Raw genomic sequence first — 19303 nt, forward strand, 5'->3', positions numbered from 1 at the left:
TGAGACAAAATGTCAGTTTTTGCACATTGCCAAGGGCCTGATCCGCACATTCGTTGCGGTTAAAAATTCGTAATTTCGTGACTCCCTCGCACCACTTTGCGGAGAGTCATACGTGAGTATTCAGCCACTGAGCCAAGCTGTTCGCCTCGCACTGCTACCAATTTCGACTGCCGCCCTTGCTCTGGGAGCAACGGGCAGCGTCCTCGCACAGGACACCGCACCCAAGGAAGAAGCCACCAACCTGGACCGCATTCAGGTTACCGGCTCGCGCATCAAGCGCGCCGATCTGGAAACCTCCAGCCCCGTCTTCACCATCGACCGGCAGAACATCGAAAGCTCAGGCGCTGCCACCGTCGGTGAGTTCCTGCAGCGCACACCCGCCATCGCGGGCGCGGCAACCAATCCACAGGTCAACAACGGCGGCGGTGCTGGCGCGGCCACCGTCGACCTGCGCGGCCTGGGCGTGAACCGTTCACTGGTGCTTGTGGATGGCAAGCGCTGGATCGGCACCATCTCCAACGCCAACGGCGCGGTGGACGTGAACTCCATTCCGATGGGCCTGATCGAACGCGTGGAGGTTCTGAAGGACGGTGCCTCTGCGATCTACGGCTCGGACGCCATCGGCGGCGTGGTCAACTTCATCCTGCGCAAGGATTTTGAAGGCGTGGAAGCCAGTGCCTTCTATGGCATTTCATCGCGCGGCGATGCGGATACACAACGCTTTGATGCCACCTTCGGTATGGCCGGAGAAAAAGGCCGGCTGATGCTTGGCGCAAGCTATGACAAGGAAGACTCGGTCAGCGCCGCTGATCGCAGCTACTCCAGCCAACCCTACCAGCTGTATGCCGGTGAAAAAGGTATCGGTGGCACCAGCCGCATCCTGACCGGTCGTTACGTGGTGCCGCGCGATGTCGCGATAGCCCGTGGCACCGCGTTGGATGCGAATTGTGCCCAGCCCAGCGCCACAAATCCCAACCCCAATGTCGTTCTTACCCGCATCGACGGGCGGGCGGGTACCGCAGGGTCAGACTTCCGCTGCTTCAACGGCAACACCGACACCTACAACTTCCAGTCCGACGGCAACCTCAACTTGACGCCGCAGGAACGTACCGCGCTGTTCATGAGCGGCAACTACCAGATCACCGACAACATCGAGGCTTTCGTACTCGGCTCGTGGTTGCGCACCGAATCCTCGTTCTTCATCGCGCCTCTGCCCTTCGATGGCCGCGCCGATGTCGACAACGTGCCGATCAGCAAGGACAGCCTGTACAACCCGTTCGGCGTCGACATCACCGACGCACGCCTGCGTCTGCGTGATTTCATTCCCACCCGCACCACGCGTTTCGAAACCGAGACCTACCAGATTACCGGTGGTCTGCGCGGCGTGTTCGGTGACAGCACCTGGAGTTGGGATGCCTCTTACGGTTACGGCCGCACTCCGCAGTCGTCGACAGTGCGAGGCTACCTGATCGGCCAAGGCCTGACCGATGCATTGGGACCGTCGATGATCGACCCGGTCACCGGCAACCCCATCTGCGTACGTACCGCCGGCAATGCCGCAACCGCCATCAATGACTGTATCCCGGTCAATTTCATGGGCCCGGCACCGGATCCGAACACAGCCACCGGCAAGGCCCAACTGGCAGCGCTGGAGCTGATCAACCCCACCATTCACAGCACCAGCGAAAACGACCTGAAGGTCTTCAACGCCAACGTCACCGGCGATCTATTCAGCCTGCCTGCAGGCGCTGTCTCGCTCGCGGTTGGTGCAGAGCGCCGTATCGAGTCGGCCTCCTCCAGCAGCGACTTCCTGACCATCATCCCGCCTGGCAAGACGGTGTGCCGCATCACCCAGGAAGCCTGTACCGGTGGCGACATCAACGGCAAATTCGACGTCAATGAAATCTATGCAGAAGCCTTGATCCCGCTGCTGGCCGATGCACCGTTCGCCGAGAAGCTCAACGTCTCACTCGGCACGCGCTATTCGGACTACTCCAACTTCGGCGGCACCACCAACTCCAAGATCGGCGTGGAATGGAAGCCCTTCGCCGACCTGCTGGTCCGCGCCACCTATGCCGACGTATTCCGCGCCCCGACCATCGGCGATCTGTACTCGCCTACGGTACCCAGCGCCAATACCTATGCAGACCCCTGCAACGGCTATGAAGGTGGTAATCCTGTTGCGTGTGCGGGCGTTCCCACCGACGGCTCGTTCCGCCAGAGCAACAACCAGGTGACTTCGTTCCAGGTCTCGGATCCGAATCTGCAGCCGGAAGAAGGCGATGTATTGACCTACGGCTTCGTCTACAGCCCGAGTTGGCTGGAAGGCTTCAGTGTTACCGCCGACTACTGGCGGGTGAAGTTGGATCAGTTCATCGTCAACCTGCCTGAAAACATGCTGCTCAACCAATGCTTCAACTTTGGCCGCTTCTGCGACACATTCATCCGCGATGCCAACGGCGACGTTGCGCAGATGACCAACCAGATCGGCAACTACGGCTCGATGAAGACCTCCGGCATGGACCTGGGCTTCCGCTACCAGCTGCCGGAAGGCGCATGGGGCAAGCTGGTCTGGAACCTGGACACCACCTATCTGGCGCAATACGACGTGCAGCTGGTGGCAGGCGATCCGACCAGCAACGTCGGTGCCTTCCCAGGCATTCCGGAAAGCACCGGCCTTGCAGGCACCTTCGTCGACAACGCCTCGTCGGGCTTCGGCAACATGGCCCGCTGGCGCGCCCTCAACGACCTGACCTGGTCACGTGGCAACCTCAGCGCCAGCCTGACCACCCGCTACGTGCACCACGTGTACGAAGCACCTGACGTGGCCGACGTCACCGAGCCCGGCTATGTCGCCAAGCGTCGGGTGCCCTCCTTCACCCAGACCGACCTGCAGATCGGCTACCGCTTCGAGGACCTGAAGAACAGCTCCATCCAGATCGGCGTGCGCAATCTTACTGACCGCCAGCCGCCGTTGATCTATTCTGGCTTCAACGCCTCGACGGATATGCGGACCTACGATGCAATCGGCCGTTTCTACTGGATGCGCTGGACTGCCCGCTTCTGAGTCCGGATCAGCAACACCAGCATCCGCTGCGGCTCCTGCCGCAGCGGATGTTCCTGGCAGCGATCTCCGGCACTACATCCGCACCTACGAGCACAGCTTGCCTGCTGAGATGTGCGCCAAACTGATCGAGTCCTTCAACTCGCTCTCCCGTTTCCAGCAACGGAATGGCCGCGGGGTACGTCCCGGCCTCGATGACAGCGCCTGGACCGAATTGGACGTTAGCCGCCTGTCCGACGCCGGCTTTCTCAGCTACTTCCGGCAGCTGATCAGCAACGCTTTGCGCCAGTACAACGCCGATGTCGGCCTGCCGATCGCGGTACCTGACAGCCCTCTGCTCAGCCCGCTGATCCTCAAACGCTACCGTGCCGGCAGCGAGGAAAAATTCCAGACCCACTTTGATTCAATCAATGAGGTCTGCGACCGCTACCTGGTTTTCCTGTGGTACCTCAATGATGTGGAGACCGGCGGGGAAACCTGGTTCCCGGGCCTGCACACCGGCGTCGCTCCGCGCGCCGGCAGGCTGCTGATGTTCCCGCCGTACTGGCTGTATGCCCACCAAGGGCAGCCAGCCCCGGAGCAGGACAAGTACATCCTGTCCACCTACCTGAGATTCCCGCAGGCTCAGTCCAGCGCGTAGCCATGGCGCGTCACCCATGGCGCGAGCATTGCAAGAATTTCATCGCTGAAATGCGCGCGGTAGCTGCGCCATCTGCCCACCGCCCCTGCGTTGAGCGGTTGCACAACCTGTGAATAGCTGGGCGTGTTGATCCGCCGGTTTCGCGACGCCGCAAGATTGTCGAAAGAGAACTGCTGTTGCTCCGCCGACAAGGAAAGGAAATCCATCAACCTGGCCAGCTCTTCACCGACATTGCCAACCAGGTCTTCGTAGCGCAGGGTATGAACGCGTGCAGGCGAGTAAGCACGCTGCTCATGCCACCACTCCATTATCGCGACATAAGTCCGCGCGGTGGATTCCAGAGTGGCGAACGCCTTTGCCCCGCCGTTGCTGCCAAACGCCTGCATGTAGCAGCTCAACACGCAGTCGCACGGGTGGCGCAACAACAGTATCCAGTCCGCCTTCGGAAACAGGCGTGCCACATAGGGCAAGCGCGTCATGGTCAAGGGATACTTGTCCACCAGTCGTCCCTGTGGCTGTAGATGACGTTGCACCTCGTTCCAGTAACGCCGTCTCGACGCTTCGATCGAAGATGGCGCAAGCTCGCACAGCCCCTTGTCCAGATCATCACCTGGCCAGCCATCCGCAGCGCGCAACTGCTCGATTGCCACTTCCAATGCAGGACGCTCATCCAGCACATCCAGCTGCGAATGCGCATCCAGCATGCGCTCCAACAAGGTTGTTCCCGAACGCGGAAAGCCGACAAGGAAGGCGGGATCTTCCGGCAGTCCATCAATGCGTTCCTGCTGCCAGGTTGGCGGCGCTGCCCGCCGCAGCCGCTGCTGCAGCCAGTCCAGTACGCCGGGCAGGTTATGCCCGGACGAACGCTGCTGGAACGCAGCTTCCGCCGCTGTGTGTGCTGCCGACAACGCCTGCATCGCCAGGTCAACCTGCCCAAGCCGGTCGTGGTTGCGGGCCAGCTCAAACCCCAGCTGAGCTCGCATCGCGGGATCAAGCTTGCGTTGCAGTCCGGTGGCAAGGCAGGTGATTGCAGCGTCCGATTGCTGTTGTCGGCGCAGGATGCGGGCAGCAGCGAGCGCATGCATTCCGGTGACCGCAGTTGTGCTGGTGACAGCGATGCCCTTCAGTACGTTGTCGGCTTCGTCGACACGATTCAGGCGCTCCAGCAGCAGCGAGAACTGCACGCGCGACTCCTTTGCTTCTGGCGCCTCACGCAGGATCTGGCGGTAAACATCCTGTGCAGCAAGGTCGTCGCCAGCCTGCGCCAGCAGCCATGCAAACGCCTGCCGTTGGCCCATATCCAACGACCTCGCATCCATTCCGTGCAGGCACCGAGCAAGCGCTTCAAACCGCTCCATCTCAGCGAGGCTCTGCGCATAGGCCAAACGCACATCGGCAGCTTCCGGCTCAATGGCCAATGCTGCATGTAAAACCCGGTTGGCCTCGGCGAACTTCCCCAACCCCAGCAACGACAGACCGAAACCCAGCAGCCACGCCACGTCACCAGCCCCCATGGCATGTGCATGCGTGAACGCTGCTTCGGCAGCGGCGTGATCGCCAGCCTCAAGACAGACGTTGCCCAGATTCATCCAGGCACCTGCGGACGCGGGCTGCAGTTCAGCAGCTCGCATGAACAGCCTACGCGCTTCCGTGAGCTGCCCCTGCGCGGCCAAGGCCATCGCCAGCACTTCCATGCCCGGTGCGAAATCAGGGTTCTGAGCCAGCAGCCGGCGCATCCTCGTTTCAGCCAGATGCTGCTGCCCCTGCGCAAGATCCTCCAGCGCCAGTACCAACTCGTCCTGCATCGAACCCCCGATGGTTACATTTGATCCAAATAAAGTCGGCGCGAAATCTTAATTTTTGGCAATCCAACTGCGAACCTCGGCTGGTCGTTCGCCTCCGCCGCCCAGCAGCATGGAACTGTTCGGAGACTTGGAAACACTCTCTTCTCTCTGCACAAGTCAGACCTTACTGAGCCCCAAATCAGCGGGCAAGCTGGTCCGCTCCGAACCTACCCGGCAATCGCCGGGTTTTTTTTGGGGCGGAGGATGGCCGATACGGCCAATTCTGAAATATCGGTTCTCGTTGCCAGAACGCGGCCGCTTATGCGATGTTTTCGGCACAATCCAAGGTTGCAGCGGGCCAGTTGGGCTCTCCTACCCGGTACGTATTTCGGCCTACTCGGAAAACGGAAGCGAAGTGAGAATCAAACATCACCGCCTTCACGGCCCCCAGGTCCTGGACCTGTCCGGGCAGCCCGGGGGTAGCGCGCACGCCGTCGTCTGCCATGGCCGCGGCAGCCGCCTATTGGTCCCTGCTGGCTGGATCAGCCTCACCCTGGTCCTGACCGGGCTGCTGGAAATCAACAACAGCGATGCACCCTGGCAGCTCGCCGCACATCACATCCAGTTGTGGCTGGAAGGCGACCTTCGCCATACCAGTCGCAGCTACGCATGGTGGATATGCATAGCAGCCCCTGCAGCATTCTGGGAAAGCCTGCCAAGCGCGCCAACGATTGCATGCCACCTCATTCCCCGCGAGATCCGCTGTGACCGTGAGTTGGGCCGCGCCGTCCTGCATATGGCACGTCCGCGCTTCTTCAACAACAGCCGCGATACCACCGCAGTCATCGATGGAATGACCGTAGTACGCGACATACTGCTGGAACGGCAGCAATCATTGCAGGATCAACTGAGCCGCTGCAGCGGACGCACTGCATTGCGGCGGCACCAGACAATGCTGCGCCTACTGCGGGTACAACACCTCATACGCTGCAATATGGATGCCCGTTTGGACCTCCACCGTCTGGCCGAAATTGCGAACTACTCCCCACCGCACCTGATCCGGGTCTACCGGGACGTATTCGACGAAACGCCATTCGAGTACGCCACGCGTATCCGCCTACGGCGCGCCTGGGACCTGGTATGCAACACCAATCTCTCGATTTGTGACATCTCCGACTCCTTGGGTTTTGAAACCGAGAGCGCGTTCTGCCGGTCCTTCAAACAGACGTTCTGCTGCACTGCCAGCCAAGCCCGCCGGCACAACAGCGCCCTCTCGAAAGTCACGGACAACCAGCAACAGCCAAGGCTCAACCTGCGCGCAGGTTGACGTCACAGACAGGTTCGTCATCGGGGCGAATCCCTACTGTCTACACACACCTGCAATTGGATTCACATCCGCTGCGCTTGGGCTGCTGCAGTCGAATTCGCGAACGTGATCCGTCCACAGGCGAACGATCGCTGCGGGCAACGCCTGCTTGAATCTCCCCGGACGGCGCCGCGTATCACCCAAGGCCAAGGTACGACCGCGGCGGAGCACAGCGCCCGCCACCGCATCCGGGTGCGATCACATCCACCGTCGCCCCAATTCAGCAACGTTGGTGCCCGGCTGGACATCTTTTCTGTTCGTACAGGTGAGGTGATCGGCATCCCCCTACGTCTGAACTGAGTAGAGCTTCACAAAAGCTCACACGACGGCCGGAACGAAACCGGTGAATGTGCACGTGGTTCCGCTCCACGACCATGCGCCCGTCGTCCGTTCACGCAGGCACTCTTGGGGGAAGTTGCGATGGGCATCAAACATCATCTGATTCAGGGTTCACAGTCACTCGATCTATCCACACAGCGGCCAGACTGCATCCATGCCATCAGCGGCCGCGGCAAGGGTGGACGATTGGTCATTCCATCGGGCTGGATCAGCGCGACGCTGGTGCTGGCTGGTGCGTTGGAACTGGGCAGTGGCGATCTGCCGTGGCAGCTCGAAGCCCGCCAATTGCAGCTATGGGTCGATGGCAGCCTGCGTCATATCAGCCGTGAGCAAGGCTGGTGGCTGTGCGTCGCCGCACCCGCGGGACTCTGGCAGAAGCCGCCAAAGTCCACGGCATCCATCATCAACGGTTTGATTCCCCGCGAGATCATCTGCGACAAGGAGCTCGCACGCGCGATCGTGCACCTGTGCCGCCCGCGCTGGTCCAGGCACATCCTCGCCAGCAACGACGCGGCATACAAACTGGGCTTGCTGCGCGATGCGCTGATCGAGCGCCAGCAACCGTTGCAGGGTCAACTTGAGCGCTGCAGCGGCCGCACCGTATTGCGTCGCCATCAAACGCTGCTGCGGCTGTTGCGCGTGCAACACCTGATCCGTTGTACGGTCGAGACCCGGCTGGACCTGATCAGTCTCGCCGCCGTGGCCAACTACTCCCCCACCCACCTGATCCGCATCTACCGCGACGTCTTTGGTGAAACACCCAGCGAGTACGCCGCAAGATTGCGTAACAAGCGTGCACTGGACATGGTGTGCAACACCGACCTGTCCGTCTGCGAGATCGCCGAATCATTGGGATTTGAAAGTGAAAGCGCGTTTTGCCGCGCGTTCAAACACGCCTTCGGCTGCACCACCACCGCCGCCAGACGCGGCCGGCAGGTGCAGGCGAGCGCATTGGTCGCCCCCAATCTGCAGCCTCCCCGCAATACCGTGGTTGCAACTCCCATGCAGCAATGGGCGGTGGCCTCCTGACCACCACCCAGCCGCCTCAATGCCCGCCGTCCAGCGCCTTGAGTTCACTGACCAGGGCGCTGGCCGCTTCGGCACCGTCGCCGTACAACATGCGGGTGTTGTCGGCGTAGAACAGCGCGTTCTCGATACCGGCAAAACCAGTGCCCTTGCCGCGCTTGATGACGATGGTGTTCCTGGAATTGACCACATCCAGGATCGGCATACCGTAGATCGGGCTGGTCGGGTCGGTTTTGGCGACCGGGTTGACCACGTCGTTGGCACCAATCACCAACGACACGTCGGTGTTGGCGAACTCCGGATTGATGTCGTCCATGTCGGCGATCAGGTCATAAGGCACACCAGCCTCGGCCAGCAGCACGTTCATATGCCCGGGCATGCGCCCGGCCACCGGGTGGATCGCGAACTTCACCTTGACCCCGCGTTCGATCAGGCGCTGCGCCAGCTCCCAGATTTTGTGCTGGGCCTGCGCTACCGCCATGCCGTAACCGGGCACGATCACCACGCGCTCGGCGAAGGCCATCATCGCCGCGACATCGGCCGCCTCGATCGGCTTCTGCGTGCCGCTGATTTCCGCACCCTGCCCGCCGCCACCGAAGTTGGAGAACAACACACCGCTGATCGGCCGGTTCATCGCCTTGGCCATCAGGCGGGTCAGCAGGATGCCGGCCGCGCCAACCATCATGCCGGCGATGATCAAGGCCTCGTTGCCGAGCACGTAACCTTCGAACGCCACTGCAAGACCGGTAAACGCGTTGTACAGCGAAATCACCACCGGCATGTCGGCGCCGCCAATCGGCAACGTCATCAGCACGCCCAGCGCCAGGGCGACCACGAAGAAGCTGATGATCGCCAGCGGCTGCAGGCTGATTGCTGCCCACGCGCCCAGCACCACCATCGCGACGGCGACCAATAGATTGAAAATCTGCTGCCCCGGGAAGGTGACGCGCTTGTCCAGCCGACCATCGAGCTTTGCCCAGGCAATAATCGAGCCCGACAGCGACACCGCACCGATCGCCGAACCAATCACTGCCAGTGCCAGCACCGTGTTCGACGGTAGCCGCGCCGAAAGATCGGCGATGGCCTGCGCGCTCCAATGGCTGGTATCGCGGTTGGCAAGGTCTGAGAAGCGCAGCAGCTCCACCGCACCAATCGCTGCCGCCGAGCCACCGCCCATGCCGTTATAAAGCGCCACCATCTGCGGCATGTCGGTGATGGCCACTTTTTTCGCCGACACCCACGCCAAGCCTGTGCCCAGCACCAGGGCAACGGCGATCAACGCCAGGTTGTGCAGTCCCGGCAGCAAAAACGTGGCCGCGGTGGCGATCAGCATGCCGGCGCCAGCCCATTGGATGCCGCTGCGTGCGGTCTTGGGCGAGGCCATGCGCTGCAGCCCCAGCAGGAACAGCGTGGCAGCGACCAGATAACTCGTGTTGACCAGGATCGATATGCTCATGCACCGGCCTCCAGAGCCGTGTCGGTATGGCGAGGAGACTGCTTGTCGAGGCGATGGTGTTCGCGCATTTCAATGGCGGTCTTGAGCAGGCCGATCATGCCAAGCCCGAACGCCACCATACCCAGCGCCAACTGTGACAAGGCGGTGGTCGGCGCAAGCGCGGCGCCCAGCAATCCCAGCACGATCGGCAGCAGTGCCTGCGCGCTGAGCAGCCACAGCATCAAGCCGCCCTTGCGCGGGTCCTGCCAGACTTTCCTGGACACGTTGTTCTGGGTCTTGGACGGGTCCTGCAGCGAGGACATGCCCACGCCCACACCCGCATACAGTAGTGCGCTGTTGTAGGCATCGAGCGCGCCCTCCATGCCATTGAACAGCGGCCGCGCCGCATAGGCGAAGGCGACCAGCAAGGCCGGGTACTGCAGGTAGCTGAGCCACTGGAAAACCCGCCGTGCGCCGATCGGGGTTCGGTCTGCAACACCGGTGGATGAACTCACTTGTCCTTCCCTTCCGGCTTCTTCGAGCTCTTGAACATGTCCAGCATGCGCTCGGTCACCACGTAGCCGCCGGCCGCATTGCCTGCACCCAAGGCCACGGCGATGAAGCCGATGACCTTCTCCAGCGTGGTATCGGCGTGGCCGAGCACCACCATCGCCCCGATCAGCACGATGCCGTGGATGAAGTTGGAACCGGACATCAAGGGTGTGTGCAGGATCACCGGCACCCGCGAGATGATCACGTGGCCGGCAATCGCTGCCAGCATGAAGATGTACAACGCTACGAACCCGTCGCTCATTGCTTGGTCTCTCCGAGGCTGGAAGCGCCTGTCGGGCATCATAACCATCTGGCCGAAGCCGGCGCGACCGTTGCGTTGTCAACCGTTTGCGCGCCCGTGCGTTATCTGCCCCAGAGACCACGACCGAGACGCTACCCTGTGCTGGTGACCAGCCCGCCCCTGATGCCGCCTGCCGCTGTACCTGCCTCGCTGGATACCTTCCTGGCCGGCATCGGCCCGCGTGCGTTCCGTTTTGCCGAAGCCGGCCTGCGCCAGCGCGACGATGCGCTGGACGCGGTACAGGACGCCATGGAGCGCATGCTCGGCTACCGCCAGCGGCCAGCAGAGGAATGGACAGCGCTGTTCTGGAGCATCCTGCGTCGGCGCATCATCGACCTGCAGCGGCGCCGCAGCTTCCGCCTGAAGTTCTGGGCTCCTCAGGAAGACCACGACCAGGACAGCACCATCGACTGGGCCGACGAAGCCCCTGGCCCGGCGCAGACGCATGAGCAACAGCGCGAGTACGCGCAGCTCGTGCAGGCCCTGCGGCAGCTGCCGGCCCGGCAGCGCGAAGCTTTCAGCCTGCGCGTGCTGCAGGAGCTGGATGTGGCCACCACCGCCAAGGCCATGGGCTGTTCTGAAGGCTCGGTAAAAACCCACCTGTCGCGCGCCCGCGACGCATTGCAGAAACAACTGGAGGCCACGCGGTGAACCGCCTGCCCACAAGTCCCGAAGCATTCGACCATCAGGCCCGACAGCTGCAGCAGCAGGCCGATGCCGCATTGTCCCCGGCTACCCTTGCGCGGCTGCGACATGCCCGTCAGCAGGCCAGCATGGCGAGCACGCCATCGATATGGCGCCGTCATCGCTGGTGGCTGGCTACCGCCTGCTCGGTACTGCTGGCCGTGCCGGTGGCAATGCAGTTCAACCACAGCGCGCAGCCACCTGCTGCGCCCCTGATCGCCAGCCAGAACCCCGACGCTGACGACAGCTTGCTGTTCGACGAAAGCCCAGAGCTGTACCTGTGGCTGGGCTCCGACAATCTGGCGATGGAATGACGACGATGAAAACCTTGCTGCCCCATCTGCTGCCCCATCTGCTGCTGCCGCTGCTGCTGGCCTGCGCCAGTGCCCCGGTCGCTGCCCAGCAACAACTACCCGAATGGGATCAGCTGACCCCGGCCCAGCGCGAGACCCTGATCGCACCGGTGCGGGATCGCTGGAACAGCTCCTCCCCCGAACGCCGCCAGCGCAACTATGAGCATGCCCGCAGCTGGCAGCAGATGACCCCCGAACAGCGCGAACAGGCGCGACGCGGCATGCACCGCTTCGAGAACATGTCCCCGGACCAGCGCCGCGATGCGCAGGCGCTGTTCGACAAGATGCGCGGCATGGACAAGGACCAGCGCCAGCAGCTGCGCGAGCAATGGAACAAGATGAGCCCGGAACAGCGCCGGCAATGGGTGCAGGCCAACCCGCCAGCGACACGCTCCCCGCGCTGATCCCGTCGGTAGTGCCGAGCCATGCTCGGCAGGGGCTTTCCCAGCGAAAAGCCGCCCTCACCCCAACCCCTCTCCCGTAAACGGGAGAGGGGCTAAAGCCTGCGCGCCGCCTGCGTGTAGTGCCGAGCCATGCTCGGCAGGGGCTTTCCCGGCGAAAAGCTGCCCTCACCCCAGCCCCTCTCCCGTAAACGGGAGAGGGCTAAAGCCCGCGCGCCGCCTGCGTGTAGTGCCGAGCCATGCTCGGCAGGGGCTTTCCCAGCGAAAAGCCGCCCTCACCCCAGCCCCTCTCCCGTAAACGGGAGAGGGGCTAAAGCCTGCGCGCCGCCTGCGTGTAGTGCCGAGCCATGCTCGGCAGGGGCTTTCCCGGCGAAAAGCTGCCCTCACCCCAACCCCTCTCCCGTAAACGGGAGAGGGGCTAAAGCCCGCGCGCCGCCTGCGTGTAGTGCCGAGCCATGCTCGGCAGGGGCTTTCCCCGCGACGTATCAGCGCTGTAGGAGCGGCGTCAGCCGCGAAGCTGGCTTCAATGAAATTACGGACAAGCCCGCACCCCGATGGATGACCGGCTTCGCGGCTGACGCCACTCCCACAAGATGGTCTCCGGCTAGACCTCCAGCCGAGCAGGGCTCGGCTCTACACCTGGCGCTGCTGGTCACACCGGCGGGATTTCACCACCGGCCGGGCGTTGCGGCCACACCGTCTTGGCCAGCAGGTCATCGTTCCAGTCGAACGCCAACTTGCCGTCCTTCAGGAACAAGGCCACAAAGTTGTAGACGTTGCGCGCGAACATTTCGCTGGCGTGCACCGCGCCCATGCTGGCCAGATTCAGCGGACCCGCAACCGTCACCCCACCAACATCGATGGTCTGGCCCGGTTGGGTAGCTTCGCAGTTGCCGCCGGTCTCCGCCGCCAGGTCGACGATCACGCTGCCCGGGCGCATACCCGCCACCATCGCCGCGGTGACGATCTTCGGCGCAGGACGCCCCGGCACCGCAGCGGTGCAGACAACCACATCCACACCTTTCAGATGCTCGGCCAGGCGACGCTGCTGTTCGGCACGCTCTTCGTCGGTCAGCTGCCGGGCGTAACCGCCCTCACCTGCCGCACTGACGCCCAGATCGAGGAACTTGCCGCCCAAAGATTCAATCTGCTCGCGGGTTTCCGGGCGCACATCGAAGCCCTCGACTGCGGCACCCAGGCGCTTGGCCGTGGCGACCGCCTGCAGGCCGGCAACCCCAGCGCCAACGATCAATACCTTCGACGGGCGGATGGTGCCGGCAGCGGTGGTCAGCATCGGGAAGAAGCGCGGCGCCAGTTGTGCGGCGATCAAGGTCGCCTTGTAACCGGCCATGCCGGCCTGCGAGCTGAGTACATCCATCGCCTGCGCACGGGTGGTGCGCGGCAATCGTTCCAATGGAAAGGTTTGCAACTGCCGTGCCTGCAGTGCTGCAGCGCGCCCAGGATCGGCTTCAGGCTGCACACCGCCCACCAACACCGCACCGGTCTTCAGGCGCGCGATAGTCGGCAAGGAGGGCGCCTGCACGCACAGCACCAGCTCCGCGCTTTCCAGCGCGTCGCCCAGCTGTGCTCCGGCATCCACATAGGCCTGATCGGGGAAGCCCGCGGCCGTTCCCGCGCCAGCCTGCAGGTGGACCTGTGCACCGGCTGAAACAAGCTTCTTCACCGTTTCCGGCGTGGCGGCGACGCGCCGCTCGCCTTCGGCGGTTTCCTTCAATACCAAGACATCTACGGCCATTCCAGTCCTCGATGCGCAGCGGATCAACCGCCGGATCGTAGCAAAGCCGGTGCCCTGTGCGGCAGGCCCTGGCCTGCCGGTTTGCAATCAGTGCGTTGCGCCCTGTGGCTCAAGGCGGTCGATCACCCCTTGCATGGCGCTGTCGAAGGCGCCGTCATCCACGTGCGGACGCAGCCGCTCCAAGCGCACCATCACCGCCAACTCTTCCGGGGAGGCCACGCAGAAACGGATGCCGCGACGGTTGACGAACAGCAGCCGCGAGGAGATCGGACTCACCCACGACAACTTGCCGGCCTGCATCTTGCCGTCCTTGTCGATGAAATCCAGCCAGGTACCAATCTCCATCCTGCGGAAACGCTCGGCATCGGTGTCATCGAAATCTTCGGCCTTGGTCGCACTGCCAAATTCGATGGCGGGCGTTTCCGGGGCGGGGGGCGTCGGCAGCGCAACCTGTGGCAGTTCCGGCAACGCGCGTTCCAGTTCAGGGCGCAGCTCGGCGACGGACTGCAAGGTGTCATGCAATGCGTCGATCGCCGTAGTACCCCCATCGCCGTGCAGGCCGACACTGGCAAACACCTTGCGCAAGCCAGGCTGGCAAGATTGCAGCCAGGGCTTGCCAACGATATGACGGCGCGCCTCGGCGACTTCTTCCAGTACGTCGTCGGCCAGCTTCAAGGCTTCGGTCACGCCCTCGCCTTCGTCGCCCTCGCGCAGCAAGGTAAGGGTGAGATGGTGATTCCAGGGCTGGCGCAGGAAATCTGCAATGGCCTTGGGCAGGGTCGCGTCGGCAACACGCTTGTCCAGCTCGGCAGTAGCACGGTTGCGCGCGACTTCCAGCTTTTCCTGGCCGCGCTGGGTTTCTGCCGCACGCCGTTCAGTGATTTCAACCCGGCGCCGATGCTGGGCCAGGAAGTCGCGGAATTCTTCCTCCAGGGTGAGGAAGATCGCCAGGTTCTCGTTGAACTCGGCGGTCAGCCTTTCAATGATTTCTTCGACCTTGCCCATCAGCGCGCGCTCGGCCTGGCTTTCACCGGCATTGCCCTCGCAGGCCTCGGCCAGCGAATTGAGCAGCTTGCGCGCAGGATGGGTCTTCTGCACGAACATGCGCCGGTCGAGCATGGCGACCTTGACGAAAGGCACCACCAGCCGACCGATCAGCTCGCGCGAGCGCCCTTCCAGATCACGCTCATCCAGCATCACGTCAAACAGCATCCCCACCAGGTCGATGGCATCCTCGTCCTGCGGGTCCAGATGCGTCTGCTGCGGGTCAACGCCCAGCCGCGTCGCGCCGGACAGCACTTCACTTTTGAGCCGCTGCGCCAGCGATTCACCATCCTCGCCCACCGCCGCACGCAGGGTTGCGCTGGGCGTGGCCTGCAGCAATGACAACACCGACATCATCTCGCGCTGGTTCAAGGAACGCTGATGACCAGCACCGGCCTGCCCCGCTTCCGCGAAAGACGGCGAGCTGCCTTCACGGGTCTGCCGGCTTTGCGCCAGCAGTTCGTGCAGTGCTTCCAGCACCATGTTCTGCGGGTTGCCATAGGCCTGCTCGGCCTCGAAACCCGCCGCGGCCTGCGCGGCAGCCTGGCCAGCCATGCTGCCGCGGCGCTGGCTCCAGCGTTCGGAGAAGCGCCGCGCCCACATCGGCGCGTGACCCGGGTCAAATCCTTCCTCTTCTTCCTGTGCAGCCTGCTCCATCTGTTCAGCAGGCGTGCGCTGCGGTGCGGAGCGTCGTGGTGCAGCGATCTCGGGGGCGGCACCGGCCTGAGCCAGTCGCTCGTCTACTGCCTGGTAGAGCTTGCCGATACCGGCCGCAAACTCACGCTCGCACAGCTTGAACAGCACCAGCCGCACTTCTGCGGTCAGGTCGCAGGTATAGAACGCCTCGTGCACGGCAACACCAATGTGCTCCGGGCCGATCGGATTGGTATCAGCATCCAGCGCCGCCACCCCGGCCACCCAGGCCAGGCGATGATCGATGCGCAGCAATACCTGCTTCCAGTCGCGCAGCAGCACGGTCGCAAAATTGCGCACGGCCAGGCGTGACTCAAGAATGTGTTCGGGTACCAGACTCAGACCGCCCTCACTCTGCCCGGCCAGTACGGTTTCCGCCGACTGCGGGGTGCCTGCTTCAAGCGCGGCCCAGGCCTGCTGCAGGTGCGAGTCGAAGCGACGGGAGATTTCATCGCGGCGGCGGCGCAGCTCACGCATGCCATCAAGGAACGCCAGCTGCGACGGGCCCGCTGTCTCCGCACGGTCGAACAAGGCGTCGTCAAACCCCGCCAGCACCTTGGCAAAAGCCTGTGACAGCACAGGCAGGGCAGCCTCGCGGGCCACACCAAGCAGGTTCTGGTTACGACCGGGCTGACCGGCGGGATGCGGACTGGACATCATGCGCAAAGGCTCCACACCCATACAGGCGCTGATCTTCTTGTAAACGATTGAGGAAATGCAGACGCGGCCCCTGAATCCGCACGCGCATGGTAGGCGGAGAAGATGAACAGGGTAAGTGATGCAGTACGCATTTCCCACCTCATGATCGCTTCACCGCAATACCAGCAATGCTAAGCGTCTCGACGCATATTAGCGACCCACGGTTTGTTCAGGGCACATAACAGAGCGCACAAAACTGACCCCGGTCTGCGGCAAGGGGCCGGTACATCGGCGACGTCTATAATCAATAGCCGCCTCAGCCCCTGTGACCCATGTCCGACAACTGCTTCCTGCAAGCGCTGGATCAGCGCCATTCGGTGCCCTCCCTGCAACTGGGCGAGCCAGCGCCGGACCACGCCACGCAGCTGCGCATGCTGCAATCGGCCGTCCGGGTACCGGATCACGGCAAGATGGTGCCGTTCCGCTTCCTGCGTCTGCAGGGCGACGCCCGCCACGCCCTGGGTGAGTTCCTGGCCCAGCGCAGCCGCCAACGCGACCCCAATGCATCTGACGCGGCGGTCGAGAAGGACCGCAAACGCTTCTCGCATGCACCGCTGATCATCACCGTGATCGCCCGCCTGCAGGACAACCCCAAAGTGCCCATGCAGGAGCAACTGCTCACCGCCGGCTGCGTCTGCTTCGCGCTGCTGCAGGCCGCGCAGGGCGTTGGCTTCGGCGCGCAGTGGCTGACCGCGTGGATGAGCGGCGACCCCGAAGTCGCCCGCCACCTGGGCCTGGCCAGCAACGAGCAGATCGTCGGCTTCATCCATATCGGCACGCCGAAGATCGCCGTGCCCGACCGCGAACGCCCCGATCCGGCAAAGCTGCTGCAGGACTGGCAGCCGTGAGCGCTGCCAACGCCCCGCTGCAGCCGCTCTACCTGATTGATGCCAGTCTGTATGTGTTCCGCGCCTGGCACTCCATCCCCAATGAGTTCCAGGATGCGCAGGGATGGCCGGTAAACGCAGTTCACGGTTTTGCCCGCTTCCTGCTCGACCTGCTGGAACGCGAGCGCCCGCAGCATATCGCCGTGGCCTTCGACGAGGCACTGGACAGCTGCTTCCGCCACGCGCTCTACCCCTCTTACAAGGCCAACCGCGATCCGGCCCCGGAGGAGCTGCGCCGCCAGTTCGCCCATTGCAAGGCGCTGTGCGCTGCGCTGGGCCTGGAAGTGCTGGCCGACCGCGAATTCGAGGCCGATGACCTGATCGGCAGTGCCCTGCACGCCAGTCGCGGCCGCCTGCGCGGCGTGATCGTCTCGGCCGACAAGGATTTGTCGCAGCTGCTGCTGGAGCACGACGAACAGTGGGATTACGCCCGCAACCAGCGCTGGGGCGCGGACGGAGTGAAGGCACGGCAAGGCGTGCACGCCCACCAGGTCGCCGACTATCTGGCCCTGAGCGGCGATGCGGTCGACAACATCCCCGGCGTCTCCGGCATCGGCGCCAAATCGGCGGCGGTACTGCTGGCCCATTTCGGCAGTATGGACACCCTGCTCGAACGAATCGACGAAGTGCCATTCCTGCGCCTGCGCGGCGCCGCCACCATGGCGGTACGGTTGCGTGAGCAGCGCGAACAGGCGCTGCTGTTCCGCCAACTGACCACGGTTGCCTTGAACGCACCGCTGCACAACGCTGCCGGCGGCTTCGTGCGCGCCAATGGCGACGGCGACATGCTCGGCGGCCTGTGCGAGGCACTGCGTTTCGGCCCGATGACCCGCCGCCGGCTGATGACTGCTGCCGGCCTGCAATCCCCTTCCACTCCAGCCAACGAGTTCGCATGAGCCAGAACACTGCTGAACCCCGCGTCGTCTACGAAGGCAAATACCAGCGCATGCTGGTGCGCGGTACCTGGGAGTACAGCGAGCGCACCCATGCCGGCGGGCTGGCCGCGATCATCATCGCGGTCACGCCGGACGATGAAGTGCTGTTCGTCGAGCAGTTCCGCGTGCCGCTGCAGGCGCGCACCATCGAGATGCCGGCCGGGCTGGTTGGCGATATCGATGCTGGTGAATCCATCGAGGTTTCGGCCGTGCGCGAGCTGGAAGAGGAAACCGGCTGGACCGCCGACCATGCCGAAGTGCTGATGATCGGCCCCACCTCCTCGGGCGCCAGCAGCGAGAAGATCGCCTTCGTGCGTGCCACCGGCCTGCGCAAGGTCGGCGACGGCGGCGGCGATGCGAGCGAGGACATCACCGTGCACAGCATCCCGCGCCAGCGCGCAGCTGCCTGGCTGGTGGAGAAGATGGGCGAAGGCTATGAGCTGGATGCCAAGCTGTGGGCCGGGCTGTGGATGATCGAACACCATCTGGATGGACGTGCGCGTGGCTGATTCTGGCTTGAACGGCATCGCTGCGCTGTTCGGCGCCGATGATCCAGCGGTTTACACCGTGCACAACCCGCACGGGGCCTCACCGTTCCTGTTGCTGGCCGACCATGCCGGCCAACGCGTGCCGCTGGCGCTGCAGGACCTGGGCTTGCCGCAGGCCGAACTGGACCGGCACATCGGCTGGGACATCGGCATCGCCGGCACCACCCGCATCTTGGCCGAACGCCTGGACGCCTGGGCCATCGAGCAGACCTATTCGCGGTTGCTGATCGACTGCAACCGGCCGCTGGTGTCGCCGACGCTGATCCCTGAAGTCAGCGATGGCACCACTGTTCCCGCCAATCTCGGCCTTGATCCGCAACAACGCCAACAGCGTATCGATGCGATCCACGCGCCCTACCATGCGCGCATCGATGCCGAGCTGGACCGCCGGCGCGATGCAGGTGTGCCGACCCTGCTGGTGATGATGCACAGCTTCACCCCGGCGATGGCCGGCGTTGCGCGTCCGTGGCACGCAGGCGTGCTGTATCACCAGGACACCCGCTTTGCGCATGCGCTGCTGCAGGCCTTGCGCGAGGAAGGCGATCTGGAGGTTGGCGACAACCAGCCGTATTCGGTGAACAGCAGCAGCGACTATGCGGTGCCGGTGCATGGCGAAGGCCGCGGCCTGGTGCATGTGGAACTGGAGATCCGCCAGGACCTGATTGCCGATGCGGCTGGGCAGCAGGCGTGGGCGCAGCGACTGGAGCGGGTGTTCCGCAAGTTGCAGCCGACGTTGCTCGCCATGCGGGAACCTCGCAGCGCCGTGCTGTAGGAGCGGCGTAAGCCGCGAAGCTGA

At 63.6% G+C, this 19303-nt stretch carries 17 protein-coding genes; 11 read left to right on the forward strand and 6 right to left on the reverse strand.

Features of this window, described 5'->3' with window-relative positions:
- Positions 1-112 precede the first annotated feature (112 nt).
- Both ACVOLS_RS06210 and ACVOLS_RS06215 read left to right on the forward strand, forming a co-directional pair.
- Complete coding sequence (locus ACVOLS_RS06210; protein ID WP_481544887.1) at positions 113-3067, forward strand: TonB-dependent receptor plug domain-containing protein; 2955 nt, start codon at positions 113-115, stop codon at positions 3065-3067.
- 97 nt (positions 3068-3164) lie between these two features.
- On the forward strand, positions 3165-3704 hold the full coding sequence (locus ACVOLS_RS06215) for a 2OG-Fe(II) oxygenase (RefSeq protein ID WP_481544888.1): 540 nt from the start codon (positions 3165-3167) through the stop codon (positions 3702-3704).
- Here ACVOLS_RS06215 and ACVOLS_RS06220 read toward each other — a convergent pair.
- Positions 3689-5509, reverse strand: a complete 1821-nt coding sequence (locus ACVOLS_RS06220) for a sulfotransferase family protein (RefSeq protein ID WP_481544889.1) — start codon at positions 5507-5509, stop codon at positions 3689-3691. The genes ACVOLS_RS06215 and ACVOLS_RS06220 overlap by 16 nt on opposite strands.
- A gap of 109 nt (positions 5510-5618) precedes the next feature.
- Here ACVOLS_RS06220 and ACVOLS_RS06225 point away from each other — a divergent pair, with 109 nt between their 5' ends.
- Positions 5619-6815: a helix-turn-helix domain-containing protein gene (locus tag ACVOLS_RS06225; protein ID WP_481544890.1), complete on the forward strand. Its 1197-nt coding sequence runs from the start codon at positions 5619-5621 to the stop codon at positions 6813-6815.
- A 459-nt stretch (positions 6816-7274) separates the two neighbouring features.
- Positions 7275-8222, forward strand: a complete 948-nt coding sequence (locus ACVOLS_RS06230; RefSeq protein WP_481544891.1) for a helix-turn-helix domain-containing protein — start codon at positions 7275-7277, stop codon at positions 8220-8222.
- A 16-nt stretch (positions 8223-8238) separates the two neighbouring features.
- On the opposite strand, the gene ACVOLS_RS06235 is transcribed toward ACVOLS_RS06230, so the two are convergent.
- From ACVOLS_RS06235 to ACVOLS_RS06245, 3 genes are read right to left on the reverse strand one after another with little or no spacing between them, the layout of a single operon-like run.
- Positions 8239-9675, reverse strand: coding sequence for an NAD(P)(+) transhydrogenase (Re/Si-specific) subunit beta (locus ACVOLS_RS06235; RefSeq protein WP_481544892.1), 1437 nt, complete (start codon positions 9673-9675; stop codon positions 8239-8241).
- A complete protein-coding gene (locus ACVOLS_RS06240; RefSeq protein WP_481544893.1) occupies positions 9672-10169 on the reverse strand; it encodes a hypothetical protein in 498 nt (165 codons plus the stop codon). Before ACVOLS_RS06240 ends, ACVOLS_RS06235 begins: the two co-directional genes overlap by 4 nt.
- The gene (locus tag ACVOLS_RS06245; RefSeq protein ID WP_282267096.1) at positions 10166-10468 is read right to left on the reverse strand and encodes an NAD(P) transhydrogenase subunit alpha part 2; all 303 of its coding nucleotides are present in this window, start codon (positions 10466-10468) and stop codon (positions 10166-10168) included. The genes ACVOLS_RS06240 and ACVOLS_RS06245 overlap by 4 nt, the downstream gene beginning before the upstream one ends.
- A 138-nt stretch (positions 10469-10606) precedes the next feature.
- Between ACVOLS_RS06245 and ACVOLS_RS06250 the strand changes: the two genes are divergently transcribed.
- Genes ACVOLS_RS06250 through ACVOLS_RS06260 form a run of 3 tightly spaced genes read left to right on the forward strand, consistent with a single transcriptional unit; the run spans position 10607 to position 11948 of the window.
- Positions 10607-11158 carry an RNA polymerase sigma factor gene (locus ACVOLS_RS06250; RefSeq protein ID WP_481544894.1) on the forward strand — a complete coding sequence of 184 codons (552 nt, stop codon included), beginning with the start codon at positions 10607-10609 and terminating at the stop codon, positions 11156-11158.
- Positions 11155-11505, forward strand: a complete 351-nt coding sequence (locus ACVOLS_RS06255) for a hypothetical protein (protein ID WP_481544895.1) — start codon at positions 11155-11157, stop codon at positions 11503-11505. The genes ACVOLS_RS06250 and ACVOLS_RS06255 overlap by 4 nt, the downstream gene beginning before the upstream one ends.
- A 5-nt stretch (positions 11506-11510) precedes the next feature.
- Complete coding sequence (locus ACVOLS_RS06260; protein WP_481544896.1) at positions 11511-11948, forward strand: DUF3106 domain-containing protein; 438 nt, start codon at positions 11511-11513, stop codon at positions 11946-11948.
- 649 nt (positions 11949-12597) lie between these two features.
- Here the strand turns inward: ACVOLS_RS06260 and ACVOLS_RS06265 are convergent.
- Together ACVOLS_RS06265 and ACVOLS_RS06270 are read right to left on the reverse strand one after the other, a co-directional pair.
- Positions 12598-13701, reverse strand: a complete 1104-nt coding sequence (locus tag ACVOLS_RS06265; protein ID WP_481544897.1) for an NAD(P) transhydrogenase subunit alpha — start codon at positions 13699-13701, stop codon at positions 12598-12600.
- 87 nt (positions 13702-13788) lie between these two features.
- Positions 13789-16098 (reverse strand): DUF1631 domain-containing protein, encoded by a 2310-nt coding sequence (locus ACVOLS_RS06270; protein WP_481544898.1) that lies wholly within the window; start codon positions 16096-16098, stop codon positions 13789-13791.
- Positions 16099-16409: 311 nt separating this feature from the next.
- On the opposite strand from ACVOLS_RS06270, the gene ACVOLS_RS06275 reads away from it, so the two are divergent.
- From ACVOLS_RS06275 to ACVOLS_RS06290, 4 genes are read left to right on the forward strand one after another with little or no spacing between them, the layout of a single operon-like run.
- Positions 16410-16985: a nitroreductase family protein gene (locus ACVOLS_RS06275; protein WP_481544899.1), complete on the forward strand. Its 576-nt coding sequence runs from the start codon at positions 16410-16412 to the stop codon at positions 16983-16985.
- The gene (locus ACVOLS_RS06280; RefSeq protein WP_481544923.1) at positions 16973-17920 is read left to right on the forward strand and encodes a 5'-3' exonuclease; all 948 of its coding nucleotides are present in this window, start codon (positions 16973-16975) and stop codon (positions 17918-17920) included. The genes ACVOLS_RS06275 and ACVOLS_RS06280 overlap by 13 nt, the downstream gene beginning before the upstream one ends.
- On the forward strand, positions 17917-18468 hold the full coding sequence (locus ACVOLS_RS06285; protein ID WP_481544900.1) for an NUDIX hydrolase: 552 nt from the start codon (positions 17917-17919) through the stop codon (positions 18466-18468). The genes ACVOLS_RS06280 and ACVOLS_RS06285 overlap by 4 nt, the downstream gene beginning before the upstream one ends.
- Positions 18449-19279, forward strand: coding sequence for an N-formylglutamate amidohydrolase (locus tag ACVOLS_RS06290; RefSeq protein ID WP_481544901.1), 831 nt, complete (start codon positions 18449-18451; stop codon positions 19277-19279). Before ACVOLS_RS06285 ends, ACVOLS_RS06290 begins: the two co-directional genes overlap by 20 nt.
- The last annotated feature ends 24 nt before the right edge of the window (positions 19280-19303 follow it).

It is taken from the genome of Stenotrophomonas sp. STEN038 (assembly GCF_056759895.1).

Coding starts and splice junctions, on each gene's coding strand:
- ACVOLS_RS06275 (WP_481544899.1), top strand. CDS start 16,410: ATGTCCGACAACTGCTTCCTGCAAGCGCTGGATCAGCGCCATTCGGTG.
- ACVOLS_RS06260 (WP_481544896.1), top strand. CDS start 11,511: ATGAAAACCTTGCTGCCCCATCTGCTGCCCCATCTGCTGCTGCCGCTG.
- ACVOLS_RS06230 (WP_481544891.1), top strand. CDS start 7,275: ATGGGCATCAAACATCATCTGATTCAGGGTTCACAGTCACTCGATCTA.
- ACVOLS_RS06235 (WP_481544892.1), bottom strand. CDS start 9,675: ATGAGCATATCGATCCTGGTCAACACGAGTTATCTGGTCGCTGCCACG.
- ACVOLS_RS06285 (WP_481544900.1), top strand. CDS start 17,917: ATGAGCCAGAACACTGCTGAACCCCGCGTCGTCTACGAAGGCAAATAC.
- ACVOLS_RS06270 (WP_481544898.1), bottom strand. CDS start 16,098: ATGATGTCCAGTCCGCATCCCGCCGGTCAGCCCGGTCGTAACCAGAAC.
- ACVOLS_RS06225 (WP_481544890.1), top strand. CDS start 5,619: ATGGAACTGTTCGGAGACTTGGAAACACTCTCTTCTCTCTGCACAAGT.
- ACVOLS_RS06265 (WP_481544897.1), bottom strand. CDS start 13,701: ATGGCCGTAGATGTCTTGGTATTGAAGGAAACCGCCGAAGGCGAGCGG.
- ACVOLS_RS06245 (WP_282267096.1), bottom strand. CDS start 10,468: ATGAGCGACGGGTTCGTAGCGTTGTACATCTTCATGCTGGCAGCGATT.
- ACVOLS_RS06220 (WP_481544889.1), bottom strand. CDS start 5,509: ATGCAGGACGAGTTGGTACTGGCGCTGGAGGATCTTGCGCAGGGGCAG.
- ACVOLS_RS06290 (WP_481544901.1), top strand. CDS start 18,449: ATGGACGTGCGCGTGGCTGATTCTGGCTTGAACGGCATCGCTGCGCTG.